The 20535-nt window shown below is 73.2% G+C and carries 18 protein-coding genes and 1 other RNA gene; 6 read left to right on the forward strand and 13 right to left on the reverse strand.

Translation table 11 applies throughout. The features are described 5' to 3' along the window. Positions 1-141: 141 nt before the first annotated feature. A complete protein-coding gene (locus tag IT293_04755) occupies positions 142-459 on the reverse strand; it encodes a multidrug efflux SMR transporter (GenBank protein ID MCC6763956.1) in 318 nt (105 codons plus the stop codon). A gap of 136 nt (positions 460-595) precedes the next feature. Between IT293_04755 and IT293_04760 the strand changes: the two genes are divergently transcribed. From IT293_04760 to IT293_04770, 3 genes are all read left to right on the forward strand, one after another. After that, positions 596-1255, forward strand: a complete 660-nt coding sequence (locus IT293_04760; protein ID MCC6763957.1) for a DUF2760 domain-containing protein — start codon at positions 596-598, stop codon at positions 1253-1255. A gap of 281 nt (positions 1256-1536) precedes the next feature. Next, positions 1537-3198 (forward strand): Hsp70 family protein, encoded by a 1662-nt coding sequence (locus IT293_04765; protein ID MCC6763958.1) that lies wholly within the window; start codon positions 1537-1539, stop codon positions 3196-3198. A gap of 3 nt (positions 3199-3201) precedes the next feature. Then, the gene (locus IT293_04770) at positions 3202-6000 is read left to right on the forward strand and encodes an Hsp70 family protein (protein ID MCC6763959.1); all 2799 of its coding nucleotides are present in this window, start codon (positions 3202-3204) and stop codon (positions 5998-6000) included. A 2-nt stretch (positions 6001-6002) separates the two neighbouring features. On the opposite strand, the gene IT293_04775 is transcribed toward IT293_04770, so the two are convergent. The 6 genes from IT293_04775 to IT293_04800 are packed head-to-tail and all read right to left on the reverse strand — an operon-like array spanning position 6003 to position 13429. Continuing rightward, complete coding sequence (locus IT293_04775; protein MCC6763960.1) at positions 6003-7136, reverse strand: ABC transporter permease; 1134 nt, start codon at positions 7134-7136, stop codon at positions 6003-6005. Next, positions 7133-9304 (reverse strand): ABC transporter ATP-binding protein/permease, encoded by a 2172-nt coding sequence (locus IT293_04780; protein MCC6763961.1) that lies wholly within the window; start codon positions 9302-9304, stop codon positions 7133-7135. The genes IT293_04775 and IT293_04780 overlap by 4 nt, the downstream gene beginning before the upstream one ends. Beyond that, positions 9301-10248, reverse strand: coding sequence for an ABC transporter ATP-binding protein (locus tag IT293_04785; GenBank protein ID MCC6763962.1), 948 nt, complete (start codon positions 10246-10248; stop codon positions 9301-9303). The genes IT293_04780 and IT293_04785 overlap by 4 nt, the downstream gene beginning before the upstream one ends. Then, positions 10245-11303, reverse strand: coding sequence for an HlyD family efflux transporter periplasmic adaptor subunit (locus tag IT293_04790; GenBank protein ID MCC6763963.1), 1059 nt, complete (start codon positions 11301-11303; stop codon positions 10245-10247). The genes IT293_04785 and IT293_04790 overlap by 4 nt, the downstream gene beginning before the upstream one ends. 4 nt (positions 11304-11307) lie before the next feature. Further along, entirely contained in the window at positions 11308-12771 is a 1464-nt protein-coding gene (locus tag IT293_04795; GenBank protein MCC6763964.1) for a TolC family protein, read from the reverse strand. Then, positions 12761-13429 (reverse strand): CerR family C-terminal domain-containing protein, encoded by a 669-nt coding sequence (locus IT293_04800; protein ID MCC6763965.1) that lies wholly within the window; start codon positions 13427-13429, stop codon positions 12761-12763. Before IT293_04800 ends, IT293_04795 begins: the two co-directional genes overlap by 11 nt. Before the next feature lie 117 nt (positions 13430-13546). Between IT293_04800 and IT293_04805 the strand changes: the two genes are divergently transcribed. Together IT293_04805 and IT293_04810 are read left to right on the forward strand one after the other, a co-directional pair. Continuing rightward, positions 13547-14173, forward strand: a complete 627-nt coding sequence (locus IT293_04805) for a DUF47 domain-containing protein (GenBank protein ID MCC6763966.1) — start codon at positions 13547-13549, stop codon at positions 14171-14173. Next, positions 14166-15158 carry an inorganic phosphate transporter gene (locus IT293_04810; protein ID MCC6763967.1) on the forward strand — a complete coding sequence of 331 codons (993 nt, stop codon included), beginning with the start codon at positions 14166-14168 and terminating at the stop codon, positions 15156-15158. The genes IT293_04805 and IT293_04810 overlap by 8 nt, the downstream gene beginning before the upstream one ends. Positions 15159-15199: 41 nt before the next feature. Here the strand turns inward: IT293_04810 and IT293_04815 are convergent, their stop codons facing one another. From IT293_04815 to IT293_04840, 6 genes are read right to left on the reverse strand one after another with little or no spacing between them, the layout of a single operon-like run. Next, the gene (locus IT293_04815) at positions 15200-15826 is read right to left on the reverse strand and encodes a class I SAM-dependent methyltransferase (GenBank protein MCC6763968.1); all 627 of its coding nucleotides are present in this window, start codon (positions 15824-15826) and stop codon (positions 15200-15202) included. Next, positions 15823-16158 carry a PspC domain-containing protein gene (locus IT293_04820; protein ID MCC6763969.1) on the reverse strand — a complete coding sequence of 112 codons (336 nt, stop codon included), beginning with the start codon at positions 16156-16158 and terminating at the stop codon, positions 15823-15825. The genes IT293_04815 and IT293_04820 overlap by 4 nt, the downstream gene beginning before the upstream one ends. Next, a complete protein-coding gene (locus IT293_04825) occupies positions 16151-16339 on the reverse strand; it encodes a hypothetical protein (GenBank protein ID MCC6763970.1) in 189 nt (62 codons plus the stop codon). Before IT293_04825 ends, IT293_04820 begins: the two co-directional genes overlap by 8 nt. After that, positions 16336-18531: an FdhF/YdeP family oxidoreductase gene (locus IT293_04830; GenBank protein MCC6763971.1), complete on the reverse strand. Its 2196-nt coding sequence runs from the start codon at positions 18529-18531 to the stop codon at positions 16336-16338. Before IT293_04830 ends, IT293_04825 begins: the two co-directional genes overlap by 4 nt. Continuing rightward, positions 18528-19640: a formate dehydrogenase accessory sulfurtransferase FdhD gene (fdhD, locus tag IT293_04835; GenBank protein ID MCC6763972.1), complete on the reverse strand. Its 1113-nt coding sequence runs from the start codon at positions 19638-19640 to the stop codon at positions 18528-18530. Before fdhD ends, IT293_04830 begins: the two co-directional genes overlap by 4 nt. 58 nt (positions 19641-19698) lie before the next feature. Beyond that, positions 19699-20328, reverse strand: coding sequence for a molybdenum cofactor guanylyltransferase (locus tag IT293_04840; GenBank protein MCC6763973.1), 630 nt, complete (start codon positions 20326-20328; stop codon positions 19699-19701). Positions 20329-20442: 114 nt separating this feature from the next. Here IT293_04840 and ffs point away from each other — a divergent pair. Beyond that, positions 20443-20535: signal recognition particle sRNA small type (gene ffs, locus IT293_04845), an RNA gene on the forward strand.

The following is a 20535-nucleotide window of genomic DNA, read 5'->3' on the forward strand; positions in this document are numbered from 1 at the left end:
CGGACCGAGCCGGGCGAAGAGCGCCGAGCAGCGCAAGGAGCAACCCGCAGGAATACCTGGAAGGTATTCCGAGGACGTGCGACGCCGCGATGCGACGGCGCTCTGAAGCCCGGCGACGGGAGGGGATTTTTTTACAGCCTCTCAGGCGAGCTTCAGGGCGACGAGCCCTCCGACGATCAGCGCCGCGCCGGTGACGCGCAGGGGAGTCACCGGCTCGCCGAGGACGGCGACCCCGACCAGGAACGCGCCGACCGCGCCGATCCCGGTCCACACCGTGTACGCCGTGCCGAGTGGCAGGCTGCGCATCGCGAGCGAGAGCAGCGCGAAGCTCACGATCATCGCGAACAGGGTCAGCGCCGAGGCGACCGGCCGCGTGAAGCCGTCGGATCGCTTCATCGCGAAGGCCCACAGCACCTCGAGCAAGCCCGCGAGCACGAGCGCAAACCACGCCGTCGTCATCCGACGGCTTCTACCAGCACGCTCGTGCCTGGACCATGTGCGCCCGCCGGGCTAGGGTGCGCGACGCCGCTCGCCCGCACCCGCGGGCCTTCGAGCAGCCGCGTAGACCACTCTCGACGTCCATGGAGGATGCACGATGACGACCGAACGCTCGCCTTCGCCGGCGCTGCGCTGGAGCGGGGCCCTGCTCGCCGGCAGCGGGCTCGCCGGGGCCGCCGCGTACGCGCTCACCCAGGTGCTCGGACCCGCGAGCAGCGGGTTGCCCGGAGCGTTCCAGGCGGCGCCGGTCGCGACCGGAACGATCGTGGCGGCGCCGTTGCTCGCCGCGCTCCTGACGGCGCTCCTCGGCAGCGGCGCGGCGGCGGCGGCGCGCCCGGCCGCCGGGGAAGCGAGGCCCGCCGCGCCGCCGCCCGACCGCGGCGAGGCCGCGCTCCGCATGCTCGCACTCCTCCAGCAAGAGGGGCGGCTCGTCGACTTCCTCGAGGAGGACCTGGCGCCGTATTCCGACGCCCAGATCGGCTCGGCGGTGCGCGCCATCCACGGCGGGTGCCGCGCGGTCTTGCAGGACCGGCTCGATCTCGCGCCGATCCTGCCGGGGGCGGAGGGCGCGACGGTCACCGTCGAGCGCGGCTTCGATCCCGCCGCGGTGCGCGTCACCGGCAACGTACGCGGGGAGCCTCCCTATCAGGGCGTGCTCCGTCATCCGGGCTGGCGCTCGGCGGCCTTTCGCATGCCGGAGACGACGGGCGAGCGCGATCACACGATCCTCGCGCCGGCCGAAGTCGAGATTCTCTAGTGTCCTGGATTCGTGATTCGTTGCAGAAGGCTGCGAGGGATTTTCGGTCCTGCCAAGCCGGGACGACGAAGGAATAGCTTGGACTATTTCGAGGAGGACCGGCGCGGGCAGGGCCGAAAAGACCCGCAGAATTATGTGACGAATCACGAATCCAGGACACTAGCTCCGTGACGCGCGAGGCTTCCGCTCCACCGCGCTGGGTCGTCGGCATCGATCTCGGCACCACGAACTGCGTCCTCGCCGCGGCGGACACGCGCGCCGAGCCGCCAACCATCGCCGTGATGGGGATCCCGCAGGTGGTGGCGCCGAAGCAGGTCGAGGCGCAGGACCTCCTGCCGTCGTTCCTCTACCTCGCGGGCGCCGACGAGGTCGGAGCGCTCGACCTTCCGTGGGCTGCCGGCCGCGACGTCGCGGTCGGCGTTCTGGCGCGGGCCCGCGGCGCCGACGTACCCGGACGGCTCGTGTCGTCGGCCAAGTCCTGGCTCTGCAACGCGAGCGTCGATCGGAAGGCGCCGATCCTGCCGTGGGGGGCCGAGGAGGGCGCGCGGCGCGTGTCGCCGCTCGCCGCCACCACCGCGTATCTCGCCCACCTGCGCGAAGCGTGGAACGCCGCGCATGGCGGCGAGAAGGGCGGCAAGCTCGAGGCGCAGGACGTGTTGCTCACGGTGCCCGCGTCGTTCGACGCAGCCGCCCGCGAGCTCACGGTGCAGGCCGCGAAGGACGCGGGTCTCGGCCAGGTGACGCTCCTCGAGGAGCCGCAGGCCGCCTGCTACGCCTGGATCGAGGCGAACGGCGATGCCTGGCGCCAGATGCTCCGCCCTGGCGACCTCGTGCTCGTCTGCGACGTCGGCGGCGGCACGACCGACTTCAGCCTGATCGCGGCGGAGGAGGACGACGGCGCGCTCGCCCTGCGGCGCGTCGCCGTCGGCGACCACATCCTTCTCGGCGGCGACAACATGGACCTGGCGCTCGCGTATCACCTGCGCTCGGCGCTCGCGGCCGGCAGCGCTCCGCTCGACGCCTGGCAGACCCGCGCTCTCGTACACGCGACGCGCGGCGCGAAGGAGGCGCTCCTCGCCGCCGGGGCCCCCGACGCCGTGCCGGTTCCCGTGCTCGGGCGCTCGCGCAAGGTGATCGGCGGCGCGCTCAAGGCCGAGCTCACGCGCGCCGACGCCGCGCGCATCCTGATCGACGGGTTCTTTCCGATCGTGGACGCCGGCGTGCGTCCGCAACGCGACCGCCGCGCCGGTCTCACCGAGATGGGCCTCCCGTACGCCTCGGATCCGCGTCTCACCGCGCACCTCGCGGAGTTCCTCGCGCGCCACCGCGAGGCCGGCACGCCGACCGCGGTCCTCTTCAACGGCGGCGTCATGAAGGCGGCCGCGCTCCGTGAGCGGATGCTGACCGTGCTGCGCGGCTGGTGCGGCGCGGCGCTGCGCGAGCTCGCCGGCATCCACCTCGACCAGGCGGTCGCGCGCGGGGCCGCGTATCACGGGCTCGCGCGCCGGGGGCGCGGGGTCCGGATCCGCGGCGGCGCGGCGCGCGCCTACTACATCGGCGTCGAGACGGCGATGCCGGCCGTCCCCGGCATGCCGCCGCCGCTCAAGGCCGTGTGCCTCGTGCCGCAGGGGACGGAAGAGGGGACGGAGCTGGAGCTGCCCGGGCAGGAGTTCGGTCTCGTCGTCGGCGAGGCGGCCGAGTTCCGCATGCTGGGTTCGAGCAGCCGCGAGGAGGACCGTCTCGGGACGGTGCTCGAGCTGTGGGGCGACGAGGTCGCGGAGCTGGCGCCGCTGGTCACGACCCTCGCGTGGCCCGACCACGACGGCGCCCTCGTGCCGGTGCGCCTGCGCGTCCATCTCACCGAGATCGGCACCCTCGAGCTCTGGTGCGTCGCCCGTGACGCGCGCCGCTGGAAGCTCGAATTCGGCGTTCGTCACCAGTGATCGATGACCGCTGACCCGAAGGCCGCGCGTTTCGTCGTCGGTATCGACCTCGGGACGACCAACTCGGCGCTCGCGTTCGTCGACACCCGCGCGGCGCGGCGCGCGATCGAGACCCTGCCGGTCACGCAGCTCGTGAGCGAGGGGCGCCTCGCCGACCTGCCGACGCTGCCATCCGCTCTCTACCTCGCGGGCGACCACGACGTACCACCCGGCGCCCTCGCGCTTCCCTGGGCGGAGGACCGGCGCGAGGTCGTCGGCGAGCTGGCGCGCGTCCAGGGAGCGCGCGTGCCGGGCCGCCTCGTGACCTCGGCGAAGTCGTGGCTCGCGCACGGCGGCGTCGATCGCGGCGCCGCGATCCTGCCGTGGGGCGCCCCCGACGGCGTGCCGCGTCTCTCGCCGGTGGCGGCCTCGGGACGCTACCTCGCCCACCTCCGCGCCCTCTGGGACCATCGCCATCCGGACGCGCCGCTCGCAGCGCAGCAGCTCGTACTGACCGTGCCGGCGTCCTTCGACGAGGTGGCGCGGGAGCTCACCGTTGCCGCCGCGCGCGAGGCCGGCCTGCCCGACCTCACGCTCCTCGAGGAGCCGCAGGCGGCGTTCTACGCCTGGCTCGCCGCCCACGAGCGCCGCTGGGAGGCCGCGCTCGGCGGCGAGCGAACGATCCTCGTCGTCGACGTCGGCGGCGGCACGACCGATTTTTCCCTGATCGCGAGCCGCGCGGGCGGCGACCGCCTCCGGCTCGAGCGCGTCGCCGTCGGCGAGCACCTGCTCCTCGGCGGCGACAACATGGACATCGCGCTCGCGCGCCGTATCGAGGAGCGGATCGCCGCCGAAGCCGGGAAGCTCGACAGCGTGCGCTGGCAGACGCTCGTCATGCAGTGCCGCGTCGCCAAGGAGCGCCTGCTCGCGGGCGAGGCCGACGCGCTCACCGTGCAGGTGCCCGGACGTGGACGCGGCGTCATCGCCGGCACCGTGGCCGCCGAGGTGACGCGCGCCGAGGTCGAGACGCTCGTGCGCGACGGCTTCTTCCCGTTGGTCGACGCGCGGGCGCGGCCGCGCGCGACCGGGGGCGCGGGTCTCCGCGAGTGGGGGCTTCCGTTCGCGAGCGAGTCCGAGATTCCGCGCCACCTGGCCGCGTTCCTCGCCCGCCACGACACGACGATCGGCGCGCGCGACGCCGTGCTCTTCAACGGCGGCGTGTTCACCCCCGTGGTGCTGCGCGCGCGACTCGTCGAGATCCTGGCGGCGTGGGCCGGGGGGGCCGCGCCGGTCGAGCTCCCCTCGGTCGGGCTCGATGACGCGGTCGCGCGCGGCGCCGCGTACTACGGGCTCGCCGCGCGCGGCGACGGCGTGCGCGTCGGCGGCGGCGCCGCGCGCGCGTGCTATCTCGGGCTCGGACCGGCGACCGACGACGCGGCGCGGGAGCGTCTGCTGTGCCTCGTGCCGCGCGGCGTCGAGGAGGACGCGGTGGTCGCCGTCACCGAGCCCGAGTTCGAGGTGCTCGCGAATCAACCGGTGAGCTTCCGGCTCTACACCTCGACGAGCCGGAGCGGCGAGTCCCCGGGCGCGATCGTCCTTGCACCGCGCGCCGATCTCGCGAGCCTGCCGCCCATCCGCACGGTGCTCCGCCATGGACGCAAGCTCGCGGCGCGCACGCTCCCCGTGCACGTCGAGGCGAAGCGCACCGCGCTCGGCACCCTCGAGCTCTGGTGCGCGGCCAAGGAAAGCGCGCACCGCTGGCGTCTCGAGTTCCAGCTGCGCGAGGCGTCGCTCCTGGCGCGGGACGAGTCCGCGGCCGCGCCGGCCGGCGCCGAGCTCGCCATCGGCGTCGAGCAGCGCGAGGCCGCGATCGCCGCGATCGCCGCCGTGTTCCCGCCCCGGGACGCCTCGGTGAAGACCGCAGGCGTCGATCCGGCGGGGTTGCCGCGCGCGCTCGAGGCCGCGCTCGGCGCCGGCAAGGACGCCTGGCCGCTCGCGCTGCTGCGCGCGCTCTGGGACGCGCTGTGGGCGGGGGCCCCGCGCCGAGCGGACACCGCCGCCCACGAAGCCCGCTGGCTGAACCTGTGCGGCTTCCTCCTGCGGCCGGGGTTCGGACACGACATGGACCCTTGGCGCGTGAAACAGCTCGGCGGGCCGCTCGCCGCCGGACTCTCGTACCCGAGGGCGGTCCAGAACCGCGCCGAGTGGTGGAACCTCTGGAAGCGGGTCGCGGGGGGGCTGGAGCGCGGCCCGCAGCTTCGCCTTCACGGCGAGGTCGCCCCCTGGCTCCTGCCGCGGCTCGCGAAGAAGGCGAAGGTGAAGGTCGGCGGCAGCGCGCGCCCCGGCACCCAGGAGATCCGCGAGATGTGGCAGGCGATCGGCGCGTGCGAGCGGATCGACGCGCGGCTCAAGGCGGAGCTCGGCGACGTCGTCGTCGACGACGTCGTGCGCGGCAAAGCGGCGCCGCAACAGCTCTGGGCGCTCGCCCGCCTCGGGACACGCGAGCCTCTCTACGGGCCATTGAATACGGTCGTATCCGCCGCCGACGTCGCGCGCTGGGTCGAGCGCATCCTGGCGCTCCCCACCTGGATCGAGCCGGGACTCCTCACCTTCGCGCTCGTCCAGATCGCGCGCGTCGTCGACGACCGCGAGCGCGATCTCGACGCGCCGCTGCGCGATCGTCTCGCCGAGCGCCTGGCGGCGCTCCCCGGCGGCGGGCGGAGCCAGGTGCTGCTGCACGAGGCGGTGCCGCTCGACCGCGCGGAGACGGGGCGCTTGTTCGACGAGTCGCTGCCGGCGGGCCTGCGCGTGCGGACGGACTGACGTCAGTCGAGCCGCGGCTTCATCCGCCACTTCAACAGCCCCAGGATCGCCGCGAACATCGCGCACAGCACGAGCGTCGGCGCCGCGACGTCCGCGATCCCCGCGCCGCGTTCGATGATGCGGCGGCTCGCGATCTGGTACCAGCGCAGCGGCAGGATGCCGCCGAGGTTGCGCACGGTGTCGGGCATCAGCTGGTAGGGCGTCATCACGCCGGAGAGGACGAAGGACGGCATGATGAAGAAGACGGACAGGAAGACGGCCTGCGCCGAGGTCGTCGCGAGCGACGAGACGAAGGTGCCCACGCCGAGCGACGCGAGAACGAAGGGCAGCGTCACCACGAAGAGCAGCACGATGCTGCCACGCGGCCAGAAGCCCAGCAGCAGCCCCGCCGGCACGAGCGCGATCAGCACCTGGACGTAGCAGAGCACCGCGTAGGGCAGCAGCTTTCCGAGCACGATCTCGACGGCGCTCGTCGGCAACGAGAGCATCTGTTCGTAGGTGCCGTTCTCCCGCTCCCCGACCAGCGCGAGCGCGGTGGCCGAAAGACAGAGCTGCGTGAGGAGCATCGCGGCGAGCGCCGAGAGGAAGAAGCTGCTGTCGTCGAGGGTCGGGTTGAACCAGAAGCGCTGACGGACGTCGAGGGGCCCCGCCTTGGCGAGCTGCGCGTCGGGACGCGGTCGGCGCGCCGCGCCGCCCGGGTCGTGGGCGGCGGCGATCTCGGCAAAAACGCCGCCGATGCGCGCCGCGGTGAGCGGATCGGCCCCGTCGAGCAACACCTGGACCGTCGGTTGGCCGCGCTCGGCGGCGCGCGCGAAGTCGCGGTCGATCACCAGGAACGCGACGGCGCTCCCCTCGTGGAGGCGGGCCACGCCGTCGTCGTAGCTCGTCACCGGGGCGGCGGGCAGGACGTACCCGCTCGCCTCGATCTCCTGCACGAGGCGCCGCGAGGCCGTCGTGGCGCTGCGGTCGAGCACGATCCAGGGCACGTTGCGGGGCGTGAACGAGACGGCGATGCCGAGAATCACGAGGAAGCTGATCGGCTGCACGATCATGGTCGCGAGGAGCGGCCGATCGTGGCGGATCACCATCGCCTCCTTGTAAGCGACCGCGAGCAGGTTGGACCAGACGCGCCTCATGCGCGCGCTCCGACCGCGCGAAACGCGACGGCGATGAGAACCGCCCCGAAGACGCCCACGAGCAGGAGCTCGCTCGCGAGCTCGACCGGTCCCGCCGCCCGCAGGTAGATGGCGCGCGCGATGCGGATGTAGTGCGTGGCCGGGATCACCTCCGAGAGCCACTGGAAGCCGATGGGCATGTTGCGGATCGGGAAGACGAAGCCGCCGAGGAAGATGAGCGGGATGCTGAAGAGCACGGTCTTCTGCACGGCCTCGGCTGGGGTGCCCGACGTCGCCGACAGGATGACGCCCGTCGAGAGCGACACGAGCATGTACCCGGCGGTCGCGAGCACGAAGAACACGGGACTACCGGCGGGCCACACCCCGAGCACGAGTCCGGCGGTCACGACCATCAGCACGACATCGGCGGCGAAGACGGCCCCGAGCGGCAGGATCTTGCCGAGCACGATCTCGGAGGCGCTCGCCGGCGTCACCTGCAGCTGTTCGAAGGTGCCGCCGACCCGCTCGTTCACGACCGACACGGCGGTGATGAGCGTCGTGAGGAACGTCAGCACGAATCCATAGGTGCCCGCCACCATGAAGGGCGTGCCGTCGAGGGTCGGGTTGAACAGCGCGCGGGTGACGACGCGCACGCCCGGGCTCCGCTCGCCCGCGCCCGCGGTCCCGGCGGGTGGCGGCCCACGGCGCTCGCGCAGGGCGACGCCGGTGGCGTTGGCGATGCCGCGGAAGAACGCCTCGGCGTTGCCGGCCACGACAGTCTCCCCGCCGTCGTACAGCACGTGCAGCGACGGCGCTTCGGCGTCCGGGCGCGCCGCCGCGAGGCGGCGCTCGAAGTCGGGCGGCACGACGACGGCGATGCTGATCGGGCCGCTCACGAGCGCGCGGTCGATCGCTTCGCGGGTGGCGTACGGGCGAATCGCGAACGTACCGTTCGCGGCGAGGTCGGCGGCGAGGCGGCGGCTCGACGCCGTCTCGCTCGCGTCGAGGAGCCCGAGCGGCAGATCCCGGACCTCCGTGGACAAGGTCAGGCCGAACGCCAGGAGGGCTGCGAGCGGCACCGCGATCAGGATCGTCACGGTGAAGGGATCCCGCAGCGTCGCGCGCGACTCGCGCACGAGGAGGGCGCGCAAGCGGCGGGCGCGCGCGCGGAGCGCGTTCGACGCTTCGGTGAGGCGGATCTGCGACGGTGTGCTCCGGCTCGCCGTTTCCACGGGCTCCGCCACGAGCGGCGCCTCCGGTGCCGCCGCGGTATCGAGCATGAGACGCCGGAAGACATCGGTCATCTCGGGGCGCTCGATCACGACCGGCGCGTCGCCGTTGGCGGCGGCCACCTGCCCGGCGGCGTCGAGCACCGCGGCCGAGAGCGTCGGCGCTCGCAGCACGACGGCGCCGCTCGCGATCGTGACCTCGGCGCCGGTTGCGCCGAGCGTCCGTGCGGCCGCGCTCGCCGCGGCGGCGGGGAGGTCGATCCGCAGCCGATAGCCGTCCGAGAAGCGGCGGCGGATCTCCGCCGGAGGGGCGTTCGCGATGAGGCGCCCCGCGTCGATGAAACACGCCCAGTCGCAGTACTCGACCTCCTCGAGGAAGTGCGTCGTGACGAACACGGTGACGCCGGCGGCCGCTTCGGCGCGGATCCGGTCCCAGAAGAGGAGGCGATTGTGCAGATCGACGCCCGCGGTCGGCTCGTCGAGGAAGAGGACGCGCGGCCGGTGCAGCGTGCTGAGGGCGAGCCCCGCGCGCTGGCGGACGCCGGCGGGAAGCTCGCTCGCCTTCTCGTGCTCGACCTCGGCGAGGTCGAAGCGCTCGCGCAGCTCGCCCCAGCGCGTCTCGAGCTCCGCGCCCTGCAGGCCGTAGAGCCCGGCGTAGAACTCGAGGTTCTCGCGCAGCGAGAGGCCCTGGTAGAGGCTCACCTTCTGTCCCATGTAGCCGATGTGGTCGCGCACCCGGCGCGGCTGGCGGATGACGTCGATGCCGTCGACTTCGACGGCGCCGGCCGTCGGGGTCAGCAGGCCGATCAACATGCGGATCGTCGTGCTCTTGCCCGAGCCGTTGGCGCCGAGGAACGCGAAGATCGATCCCGGTGCCACCTCGAAGTCGAGCGTGTCGACCGCCGTGAAGTCGCCGAAGCGCTTGACGAGGCCGGTCGCCCGGATGATCGGTCCGCTCACGCCGCCGCCCCCGCGGCCGTCGCGCGCGCGAGCGCGAGCAGCGTCGCCTCCATGTCCACCGCGACCTGATCGACGAGCCGGACGCCGGGCAGCGCCGCGAGCGTGCGCCGCACCGTCGCCGTGTCCGGCGTCGTCGCGGTCGGCACCTCGATGCGGGTGAGCTCGCCGCTGACGTGGGTCTCCGCCACCCACGCGATCGCGCGCGCCGCCTGCGCGATCGCGTGCGGGTCGTCGCCCCAGGCGCGGTAGAGCGCGACGCCGACTCCGGCGCGTAGCTCGTCGGGCGTTCCCGTCGCGACCACCCGGCCGCGGTCGAGGTACACGAGCCGGTCGCAGACGGTCATCTCGTCGAGGTAGCTCGTGCTGACGACGACGAGCGTGTCGTAGCGGCGGCCGTCGAGGAGGGCGAGGATCTCGCCGCGCGCGACCACGTCCACGCCGGCGGTCGGCTCGTCGAGGACGAGCAGGCTCGGGCGGGGCACGAGGGCGTTGGCGATCGCGAGCTTCTGCTTCATGCCGCCGGAGAGCGCGCCGGCGGGGCGGTCGACGAACGGCGCGAGCCCCGTGCGCTCGAGGATCGGCATGGCGCGGGCGCGGAGCTCGGCCTCCGACAGGCGGTGGAGGCGCGCCGTGAACCGCAGATTCTCCATGACCGAGAGGTCGCGGTGCAGGCTGAACGCCTGCGGCACGTAGCCGACGTGCTCCTTCAGCTCGCCGACGTCGCCCGTCAGGTCGTATCCGAGCACCATCGCTTCCTCGGCCTCGACCTCGAGCAGTCCGACGAGCGCGCGCAGCAGGGTCGTCTTGCCGGCCCCGTCGGGACCGATGATGCCGACCATCCGCGGCTCCGCGACCTCGAGATCGATCCCGGCGAGGGCGCGGCGCCGCCCGAACGTCTTCACGAGGCCGCGACAGCGGATCGCGATCGGGGGTCGCCCACTCACGGATGAGCGTCCGCCCGCGCCGCCGCCTCGTCCCGGACGCCGCGGCGGGCCATGAGGTACACGTTCCCCTCGGTCCCCGGCTGGAAACGCTCCACCTCGGCGAGGATGCGGACCTTGGCGCGGTACACCTGGCCCATGCGGTCGCTCCGGCTCTCGATCTTCTCCGGCGTGAAGGTCGCCTGGTCGGCGAGGAACTCGACCTCGCCCGGCACGCGGCGTCCCGGCGTGCTGTCGAGCTCGATCTCGACGCGGTCCCCGACCCGCACCTCCGCGACGTCCGCGACCGGGACGTAGATCTGCACGTACTTGTCCGTCGGATCGAGCACGGCGAGCACGGCGCTCCCCGGCTGCGCGAGCTCTCCCGGCCAGGTGAACTTCGTCTGGACGGTGGTCGCGACGGCGGGTGCGCGGATGACGTACTTCGCCGCGGTCACCTCGAGCTCGGCGAGCTCCGCCGCGGCGAGCTCGCGCTGCGCGCGCAGCACCTCGAGCTGGTGGCGCGCGACCGCGATCTGTCCCTCTTCCGCCTCCTGGCGCGCGACGAGGTCGCGGGCGCGTTCGGCGAAGCTCTTGGCCTGGTCGTGGTTCGCGCGCGCCTCGTCGAGGATCTGAGCCGTGCTGGCGCCGCTCCGCACGAGCGCCCGCTCGCGCTCGAGGGTGCGCGCGGCGAGCGTGGCGGCGGCCGTGGCCTGACGGAGCTCCGCTCCTTGCGCGTCGAGCTGCGTCTTCCACGTGGTCTCGAGCAGGCGGACCTGCTCCTCCTGGCGGCGGATGTCCGCCTCCTGCACGGCGATCTGCTGGCGCTTGGCGGCGAGGCGGCTCTGCACGTCCTCGTCGGCGATGCGCGCGACCACGGCGTTCGCCGGCACGGCGTCGCCCTCCGCGAACGCGACCTCCAGCACGCGCCCGGTCACCTCGCTGCGCACGATGCGCTCCTCGCCCTCGACGAACCCGGTGTAGTGGACCGGCCCGCTCCGTTGCCGCCAGAGCGTCGCGCCGGTGGCGAGGACCACCGCGGTGATCACGAGCACGAGGACGAGGCGTCGTCGATCCACTGGGTCATCTCCCCTCGGCCAGCAGGTCGGTGACCGGCTGGCCCATCAAGGCCTGCAGCTCGGCGCGGCGGGTCTGGGCTTGATATCGGGCGGTCGCGAGCGTCGCGCGCTGCAGCGAGAGCAGCCGCTGCGCGTCGAGCACGTCGTCGCTGGTGGCGCGCCCCACGTCGAACTGCTGGCGGCGAATCCGCAGGTTCTCCTCGGCCTGGCCGACGGCCGCCTCGGCGGTGGTGAGCGCGGCGAGCCGCTCGGCCGCCGCGCCCCAGGTCGCGCGCACCGCGCGCTCCAGCTGGCGCAGCTCGCGCTCGACGCGGACGCGGTTCTGCGCGGCCGCGGCACGCGCCTCGGCGAGGCGCGCCCGCGTTCGCGTGTCGGTGTCGAGGTCCCAGACGAATCCGACGAAGCCGGTGCCGAGGGTCTGGGGCTCGATGACCTCCGTCGTCGACGCGTCGATCGCGCCGCCGCCCGAGAAGCGGGGCAGGCGGCTTCGCGCGATGGACGTGGCGCTCGCCTCGAGGCGTTGCTGCTCCTCGACGAGCGCACGGAGCGCGGGGTTCTCGCGGTAGGCCGTGCGCAGCGCCTCGGCCGCGATCGGCAGCGTCGGTCGTTCAGGCACGTCGGCGACGTCGGTCGGCGCGTCGACGGACAAGCCGATCGCGTCGTTCAATGCCCAGCGCGCTTCGTCGATCGCCAGGTCGCGGCGCCGCAGCTCCTGCTCGGCGTCCTGCAGTCCCACCTGCACTACGAGCAGCTCGTTCTTGGTGAGCCGCCCGCGGTCGAAGCGCTCCCGGGCGTGCGACAGCTGCTCCCGGTGCAACCCGATCGTCTGCGTCGTGACCTGGCGGAGCTTCTCGGCCTCGAGCAGGTTGTAGTAGGCCCCGATCACGACCACGTCCTGTTCGAGCGTGGTCGCCCACAGGCGCGCCGCCTCGCCGCGATACCCCGCCTGCGCCGAGGCGAGCGCCCAGCGGATCTCGCCGCTCAGGTCGATCGGCAGCGTGACCGTAGCATTCAGGGTGCCGAGATTCTGGTCGCGGATCGTCACCTCCGGCGGCACCGCTCCCGCGGGTAGCGCGCCCGCTGGCAGCTCGACGCTCGTCCCCTGCGCGTCCGTCGCGAAGGCGTAGCGCCCGGTCGCGATCGTGCTCGGCAACAGCCGTCCGCGGGCCTCCGCCACCCGGGCGCGCGCGATCGCGAGCTGCTGGCGCGCCTCGGCGAGGCGGCGATTGCCGCCGGCCGCGAGCCGCAATGCCTCCGCGAGCGTCATGGGGGCCGGTCGGGCCGCGCCGCCGGCCGGCGCGCCGTCGGGCGCGAGCGTGACGGCGGCGGCCTCCGCCCGTCGTTCGAGCTCCGCCGCGCGCCGCGCCGCGGGCCATCCGCCGTCGCCCTCGGGGCGCGTGAGCGTCGCGATCGACCGACAACCGGCGAGCGCGAGGGCCGCCAGCAGGATCCACGGCTCAGCGCGCACGCGTCCGACTCCGCCGTCCGCCCGCCATGCCCTCGATCGCGTGGAGCGAGAACGCCGTGATGTGGCGCGCGGTCTTGCGCGCGAAACGGGGCGGATACTTGCTCTCCTGTCGGAGCCGCAACGCGACCGGCATCGTGAATCGGTAGAAGAGCACCTGCCCGATGACGCTGAGCGCGATGTCGGCGACCGTCTCGCGGCCGGCGCCGGGGATCAGCCGGGCGACCAGCTGCTCCATCTCCCGCGTCTGCGGTTCGACGAACTCGGCCACGATGATCGGCAGGGCGTCGGTCGGATCGCACATCTCGCGCAGCATGAGCTGGCCATGGGCCGACGGCGGTGGACCGATCAGGAACTCGAGCATCGCGGTGACGCGCGCCTCGAAGAGGCGCACGAGCTCGCGCCGGGAGGCCGTGCGGAGGGCCGCCGCCGGACGGGTGGCGCCGCGCCGCGCCAGCTCGGCGCGCACCTCGGCGAACTGCGCCCGCAGGACCGCCAGGTAGAGGCCTTCTTTCGACCCGAAGTGGTAATGGCTCGCGGCCACGTTCACACCCGCGCGCTCGGCGATGTCCCGGATCGACGTGCCGTGGAAGCCGCGCTGCGCGAAGAGCTCGACCGCCGCGTCGAGGAGGCGATCCGAAGTGGCGCGGGACGCCGTCACGGGCATGAACGATCGATTAAAACATCCGTTTGACCGTAGCAATGCCCCGGGGCGGTCCGGCGCCCGGACGGGTCCGCCCTTGCGTTCGGCGGCACCCGGCGTTACAAGCCGCGCCCGATGCTCCGACGGCTTCTTCCGCGCGAGGAGGACTTCTTCTCGCTGTTCGAACGACACGCCGCCCTCACGGTCGAGGGCGCCGCGCAGTTCGTCAAGCTCGTGTCCGGCGGTCAGAACCTGCGCGCCCTCGCCGCTCGCATCAAGGAGATCGAGCACGAGACCGACGTCATCACGCACACCTGCGTCGAGCGCCTGCACACGACCTTCATCACGCCGATCGACCGGGACGACATCCACCGGCTCATCACCCGCATGGACGACGTCATGGACTTCGTCGAGTCGGCGTCGGAACGGATCGCGCTCTACGAGCTCCGCGAGATGACGCCGGAGGTGCGCGAGCTCGCCGACGTCCTGGTGCGGGCCACCGAGACCCTGGTGAAGGCGATCGGCGGCCTGCGCGACCTCAAGAAGACGCAGGTCATCCTGGATGCGTGCATCGAGGTGAACCGCCTCGAGAACGAAGGCGACGAGATCCTTCGCAACGCCGTCGCCACGCTCTTCCGCGAGGCCACCGACCCCCTGCTCGTCATGAAGTGGAAGGAGGTCTACGAGGCGCTCGAGAACGCCACGGACCGCTGCGAGGACGTCGCCAACATCATCGAGGGCGTCGTCCTCGAACATGCCTGACCTCCTGATCGTCAGCGCCATCATCCTGTTGGCGCTGATCTTCGACTTCGTGAACGGGTTTCACGACGCCGCGAACTCGATCGCCACCGTCGTCTCGACCCGGGTGTTGTCCCCGCGCTACGCCGTCATCTGGGCGGCCTTCTTCAATTTCATCGCCTTCCTGTTCTTCGGTCTCCACGTCGCCAACACGATCGGCAAGGGCATCATCGATCCGGCGATCGCCGACGCCTCGGTCGTCTTCGCCGCGCTCGTCGGCGCCATCGCGTGGGACCTGATCACGTGGTTCTACGGGATCCCGTCGAGCTCCTCGCATGCGCTGATCGGCGGGCTCGCCGGCGCGGCGGTGGCGAAGGCGGGCGCCGGCTCGCTCGACTCCGCCGGCCTCACCAAGGTGACCGTCTCGATCGTGCTCTCCCCGCTGATCGGCCTCGTGCTGGCGTTCATCTTCATGACGGCGCTGTTCTGGATCCTGCGCCGTTCGACGCCGGCCAGGGTCGACAACTGGTTCCGGCGCGGCCAGCTCCTCTCGGCCGCCCTCTACAGTCTCGGGCACGGCGGCAACGACGCGCAGAAGACGATGGGCATCATCACGGTGCTGCTCTTCGCGACCGGCCATCTGCACGGCGACTTCCACGTCCCGCTCTGGGTGGTGCTCGCCTGCCAGGCCGCCATGGCCGCCGGCACGCTGTCGGGAGGCTGGCGGATCGTGCGGACCATGGGTCTCAAGATCACCAAGCTGAAGCCCGTCGGCGGCTTCTGCGCGGAGACCGGCGGCGCGATCACGCTCTTCGCCGCGACGGGGCTCGGCATCCCCGTGTCGACGACGCACACCATCACGGGCGCGATCGTCGGCGTCGGCGCGGTCACGAATCTCTCGGCGATCCGCTGGGGCATCGCGGGGCGGATCGTGTGGGCCTGGGTGCTGACGATCCCGGCGTCGGCGTTCATCGCCGGGCTCACCTGGTCGCTGCTGCAACTCGTGTAAGGGGGGCGGCAGCGAGACCCTGCATCGCGCCCTTCGGAGAACTAAGGCCCCGCGACCGCGGTGCCGCGGTACGTGGAAGAGAAGAGGGGAATCTCCCCCGGCAGCTCGAACCGCTCGAGGCTCGTCACCACGAGGCCGCTCGCCGCCACGACCTCGTCGATCCGGCGATCGACGTTGCAGCCGCACGCGATCACGTTCTGCACCGGGTTCCATAGTCGCTGGAGACGCGCGACGCGGGGCCGCGCGCTCAACCCGTGTTCGAGGAAGAGGAACGTCCCCGCCGGGCGCAGCACGCGGCGGATCTCGCGCAGCGCCGCCACCGCGTCCGGAATGCTGCAGAGGGTCCACGTGCTCACCACCGTGTCGAACGCGCGGTCGTCGAACGGCAGGCGCTCGGCGTCGAGCCGGGCTTGCGTGACGGGGAAGGGAACCCGAGCGAGACGGTCGCGCACCCGTTCCGGCAGGATCTGGGCGGCATCGACGATCGTCAACCTCGTGACGCCGCTCGGCGGATAGTGGGGCAGGTTGAGCCCGGTGCCGAAGCCGATCTCGAGCACTTCGCCGCGCGCCTCCGCGAGCACCCTGCGCCGCTCGGCGCTGCACGCCTCGGTGCCGAGGGCCCATTCCATCACGCGGGGAAACACGACCTGCGCGTACCATCCCATCATTCGACCTTGCGATACGCCGCGGTCACTTCGACCGGACCGCTCGGACGGAGCGGCATGATCACCCAGAGGGCGAGGTAGAGGACGAGCCCCATGCCCCAGCCGACGATCACCCCGAGCACGAAGGCGAGCCGGATGATCGTCACCGAGACACCGAATTGCTCGGCGAGTCCGGAGCAGACGCCCGCGATCATCTTCGTCTCGGGCACGCGGTACCAGGCGCGCGTCAGCGCGTTCGCGCCGCTCACGACACTGCCGCAGTAGCGACACTTGACGGCCCCGGCGCGGATCGTCTCCGCGCAGTAGGCACAACGCTTGGTGGCGTGATCATCCATGGAGGGCCTCGTTGTACCCGCGCGCCTGACCTTCGGCGAGCACCGGAGCGGCGTGGTCAGCGAGGACGCCGACGAGCGCCAGGACGGCGGCGTGGTTCCCGACCAGATAGACAGCAGCCGCGCGGCCCGGGCAAGAGGCGGCGGAGCGGCTCGTGGATCGTCTGCGGCGCTCCGTGGTCACGACGCCCTCGCCGCCTCGACGCGCACCACGGCGTTGTAGTCGGGCGCCCCGCTCGCCGGATCGAGCCGCCGCTCGATGAGCACGTTGCCTTCGGGCCAATAGACCTGGAGCGTGCCGGGGACCACCCGGGCGATGCGGCAGCGGCCGCGGAAGCGGCCGAGCCCGGACACCAGCTCGAGCGCGGCGCCTTCGGCGAGCCCGAGGCGCTCCGCGTCCACCGCCGCCATGAAGACGGCGTCGCGACCGCGCGTGCCGGTCAAGGCGTCGCTCGTGTCGTGGGTCATCGAGTTGAACTGCTTGCCGCGTCGCGTGGTGACGATGAACTCGCCGGGCGCGCGCGCGGTCGGGGCGAGCCGGATCGGAACGAAGCGGGCTCGGCCTCCGGGAAGGTCCGGACAGACCCCGTCGCGGCAGAGGAGCGGACCGCCGTACTGAACCGCGTCGCCCGCGCGCCGGAGCCCGCCGATCCCGCGATAGAGCGGCATGGCGCGCTCCATCTCGTCGCGCACCGCCTGGCCGTCGGCGAACGCGAGCGCGGCGCGGCGCCCGTCGGGAAGCGCGCGCCGTCCGATCGCCGCCAGGATCTCCCACTCCGAGCGCGCCTCCCCGATGCGGCGCCCCGGGATCTCCGGCGAGAAGCGCACCCGGCGCTCCGTCGTCGTCGAGGTGCCGCCCCCGCGCTGCTCGTAGCGCGTCGCCGCCGGCAGGACGAGCACGGCGTCGCCCGCCACCAAGGTCGAGCTGTTGAGGACGATGTCCTGATGGACGCGGAGGGGGACGCGGGCGAGCGCGTCGGCGCACCACGCGGGATCGGGCATCGTCTCGAGGAAGTTGCCGCCGAGGAGATAGAGCACGTCGAGCCGTCCGGCGTGCGCCGCGTCGAGCATCGCCGCCGTCATCATCCCCGGAGCGCTCGGCACCGGGAACCCGAAGACGGCCTCCACCCGCGCGCGGGCGGCCGCATCGTCGAGCGCTTCCCCGCCCGGAAGGACGTTCGGCACGCTCCCGCACTCCGCCGCGCCCTGCACGCCGCTGTGGCCCCGGATCGGCATGAGGCCCGCGTGCGGCCGCCCGAGCATGCCGCGGGCGAGGGCAAGGTTCAGGATCGCGGTGACGTTCTCGACCCCGAAGCGGTGCTGCGTGACGCCCATGCTCCACACGAAGACCGCGCTGCGCGCGGCCGCGTAGAGCGCGGCGAAGCGCTCCATCTCGGCGCGCGGCAGTCCCGACTCGCGCTCGAGGAGCGCCCAGTCCTGCGCCGCGATCTCGCGCTCGAGCGCCGCGAAGCCCGTCGTGTGGGCCGCCACGAAGGCGCGGTCGACGGCGTCGCGCGCGAGGAGCGCCTTCAGGACGCCGTTCGCGAAGGCGCGATCGCCGCCGACGGTCACCGGGAAGAACTCGTCCATCAGCGCCGTGCCGACGACGGCGCTGCGTGCCACCGAGGGCACCCAGTACCGCTCGAGCCCGGGCTCGCGGAAGGGATTCACGACCGCCACCCGCGTCCCGGCGGCCTTCGCGTAGTGCATGTACTTCGTGCTCACGGGCTGGTTGTTGGCGAGGTCGCTGCCCCAGACGATCAGCAGATCGGTGCCGATCCAGTCCTTCAGCGCGCAGGTCGCCGCGGCGACCCCGAGGCTCCGCTTCATCGCGGTCGTGCTGGCGGCGTGGCAGAGGCGGGCGTCGTTGTCGACGTTGTTGGTCCCGAGCGCGCGCGCCACCTTCTGCGCGACGTAGTAGACCTCGTTGGTGAGCCCGCGCGAGGTCGTGAAGAACGCCATCCGCTCGGGCGTCGCCGCGCGCAGCCGGTCGGCGGCGAGTGCCTCGGCCTCGTCCCAGGTGAGCCGGCGGAACCCGCGGGCGCCGCGCTCGAGCAGCATCGGGAAGGGGAGGCGACCGAGCCCGCGGAGCTCGGCGCTCGACATGGCGCGCAGGCGGTCTACGTCGGCGAGCAGCGCCGGATCGAGCGCCGGCATCGTGTTGAGGCGCAGCAGCTCGAGGCGGGTCAGGCAGAGATGGACGCCGTCGATGACGTCGTCGCGGAGCCCGCGCGGGCCGAGCGCGCAGCCGTCGCAGACGCCGTCCCGCAGGATGCGCCATGCGTACGCCAGCTGGTCGCGGTTCCGCCAGGCGACCCGCGCCATGTCGCGGAAGTGGCGTGGCTTCGCGACGTTCAGGCCGAAGGGCAGGTTCATGCGCGCTCGGGGGCCGGACCGAGCCGGCGCGGAGGCGCGCCGGTGCGCGCCGTCACGCGCGCGACGAGATAGGCCGCGAACTCCTCGCGTCCGTCCGCGGCCACGAGCGCCACCAGGCGGGTCCGCTCGGCGCGCGAGAGCGACCGCCAATCGGCGAGCGAGATCTTGTGGCCGACCGCGTCCAGCATCGCCCGCATGTCGCGGGCGATGAAGTCGAGCGGATCGGCGCCGGGCGCGCTCGGGTCGCGTCCGGCCGCCGCGCCGGCCCGCGCCACACGCTCCGCGCCGGCGTAGACGTTGAAGCCGCCGTCGCGCACGAATCCGGCGAGCGTCATGCCCGCCTCCTCGGCGAGGCGGACGGCGAGGCTCGAAGGCGCCGAGACCGCCGCGACGATCGGGATGCCGGCGACGAGCGCCTTCTGCACGATCTCGAAGCTGGCGCGGCCGCTGACCAGCAGGATCGGCGTCGGCGGCGCGTCCGTCGCGCGCAGCCGCCACCCGAGCGCCTTGTCGACCGCGTTGTGCCGACCGACGTCCTCGCGGACCGCCGCGGACGCGCCGTCGGCGCCGCAGAGCGCCGCCGCGTGCAGGCCGCCGGTCTCGCGAAAGACGGCCTGGCGCTCGGCGAGACGCGCGGGGAGCGCGGTCAGGACCGCGGCGTCCACCGTCGGGCCGGAGGCGAGCCGCGGGCGCCGGTGCAGGACGGCTGCGACCGAGCCCGCGCCGCAGAGGCCGCAGCTCGCCGCCACGAGCGTCTGGGTGCGGGCGAGGCGCGTCCGGAGATCCTCGACCGCATGCCCGAGGCGAACGTCGACGAGGTTGGCGAGCTCGGGCTCCTCGGGATGACGCCGGAAGACGATCTGCTCCACTTCGTCGGCGGTCGTGATCACGCCCTCGCTCGCGAGCATCCCGAGCACGAGGTCCGCGTCATGCCCCGGCGTCCGCATCGTCACGAGCCAGCGCCAGCCGTTCAAATGGATCTCGAGCGGCTCCTCGACGGCGAGCAGGTCGCGGAGCGCGCTGGCCCCGCCGCCCGCGTCGATACGCGTCACTTCGGCGGCAGTGGTCGCCTCGCTCGCCGTCTCGCGGGCGATGATCGGCCCGGACATCGCGCCACGATAGCAACGTCCCCCGCGCGCCGCCAAGCGCGGGAGCGCCGCGGACGCCTCACCCCGCGTGGTCCCGACGCGCGCGCCAGCGGGCGGCGGCCGCCGCGAACTCCTCCGGCGTGTTCACGGCGCGAAAGCTCTCCCCCTCCGGATCGAGCGGGCGGAGCACGGCGGCCGGGACGCGCCGCGCCCCGGGACGCCCCGCGAGGACGTGCGCGCGCCGCTCCCCCGCCGCCACGAGATCGGCGACCGCCGGCGCGAGCGCCGTCCGGTACAGCGCGACGAGCGGCTGCGGACGATCGTCCCATTCGGGCACGACGGCGTCGCACCCCGGGGCGCGCGCCGCGAGGAGCCGCTCGATGACGGCCCCGCGCACGAGCGGCGCGTCGCACCCGAGCACGAGTGCCCACGGCGCGCGCGCCGCGGCGAGGCCGAGCGCGAGGGCGGCAAGGGGCCCCTGGCCCGGCAGGAGGTCGCGCACGACGCGCGGCGCGGCCGGCATGGCGAGCACGGGCAGAACTTGGTCGGGCGCCGCGACCAGGACGATCTCGTCCGTCCATCGCCGGACGCCGTCCACCATGTGCGCCAGCAACGGGCGACCGTCGAGATCGAGCCACGCCTTCGGCCGGCCCATGCGCGACGAGCGGCCGCCGACCAGGAGGATCGCCGCGAGATCGTCAAATGGCATCGCCGTGTCCTCGCAGGGGGTGCGCGTCGCGCGCCCACCGCCCTGGCGCGTCAGCGAGCGAGCATGCTATGCAGACCCCCGTTCCGCAATCGGCGGTCGTCCGCTCCAGGTGGTGGCTAGGTCCCGCGCAAGAAAGCGTCGCGAACTCCGTCAGGTCCGAAAGGAAGCAGCGGTACCGACTCCCTTTCTGTGCCGCGGGGGCGCCTA

The organism is Deltaproteobacteria bacterium (assembly GCA_020848745.1).
Classification (GTDB): domain Bacteria; phylum Desulfobacterota; class Binatia; order UTPRO1; family UTPRO1; genus UTPRO1.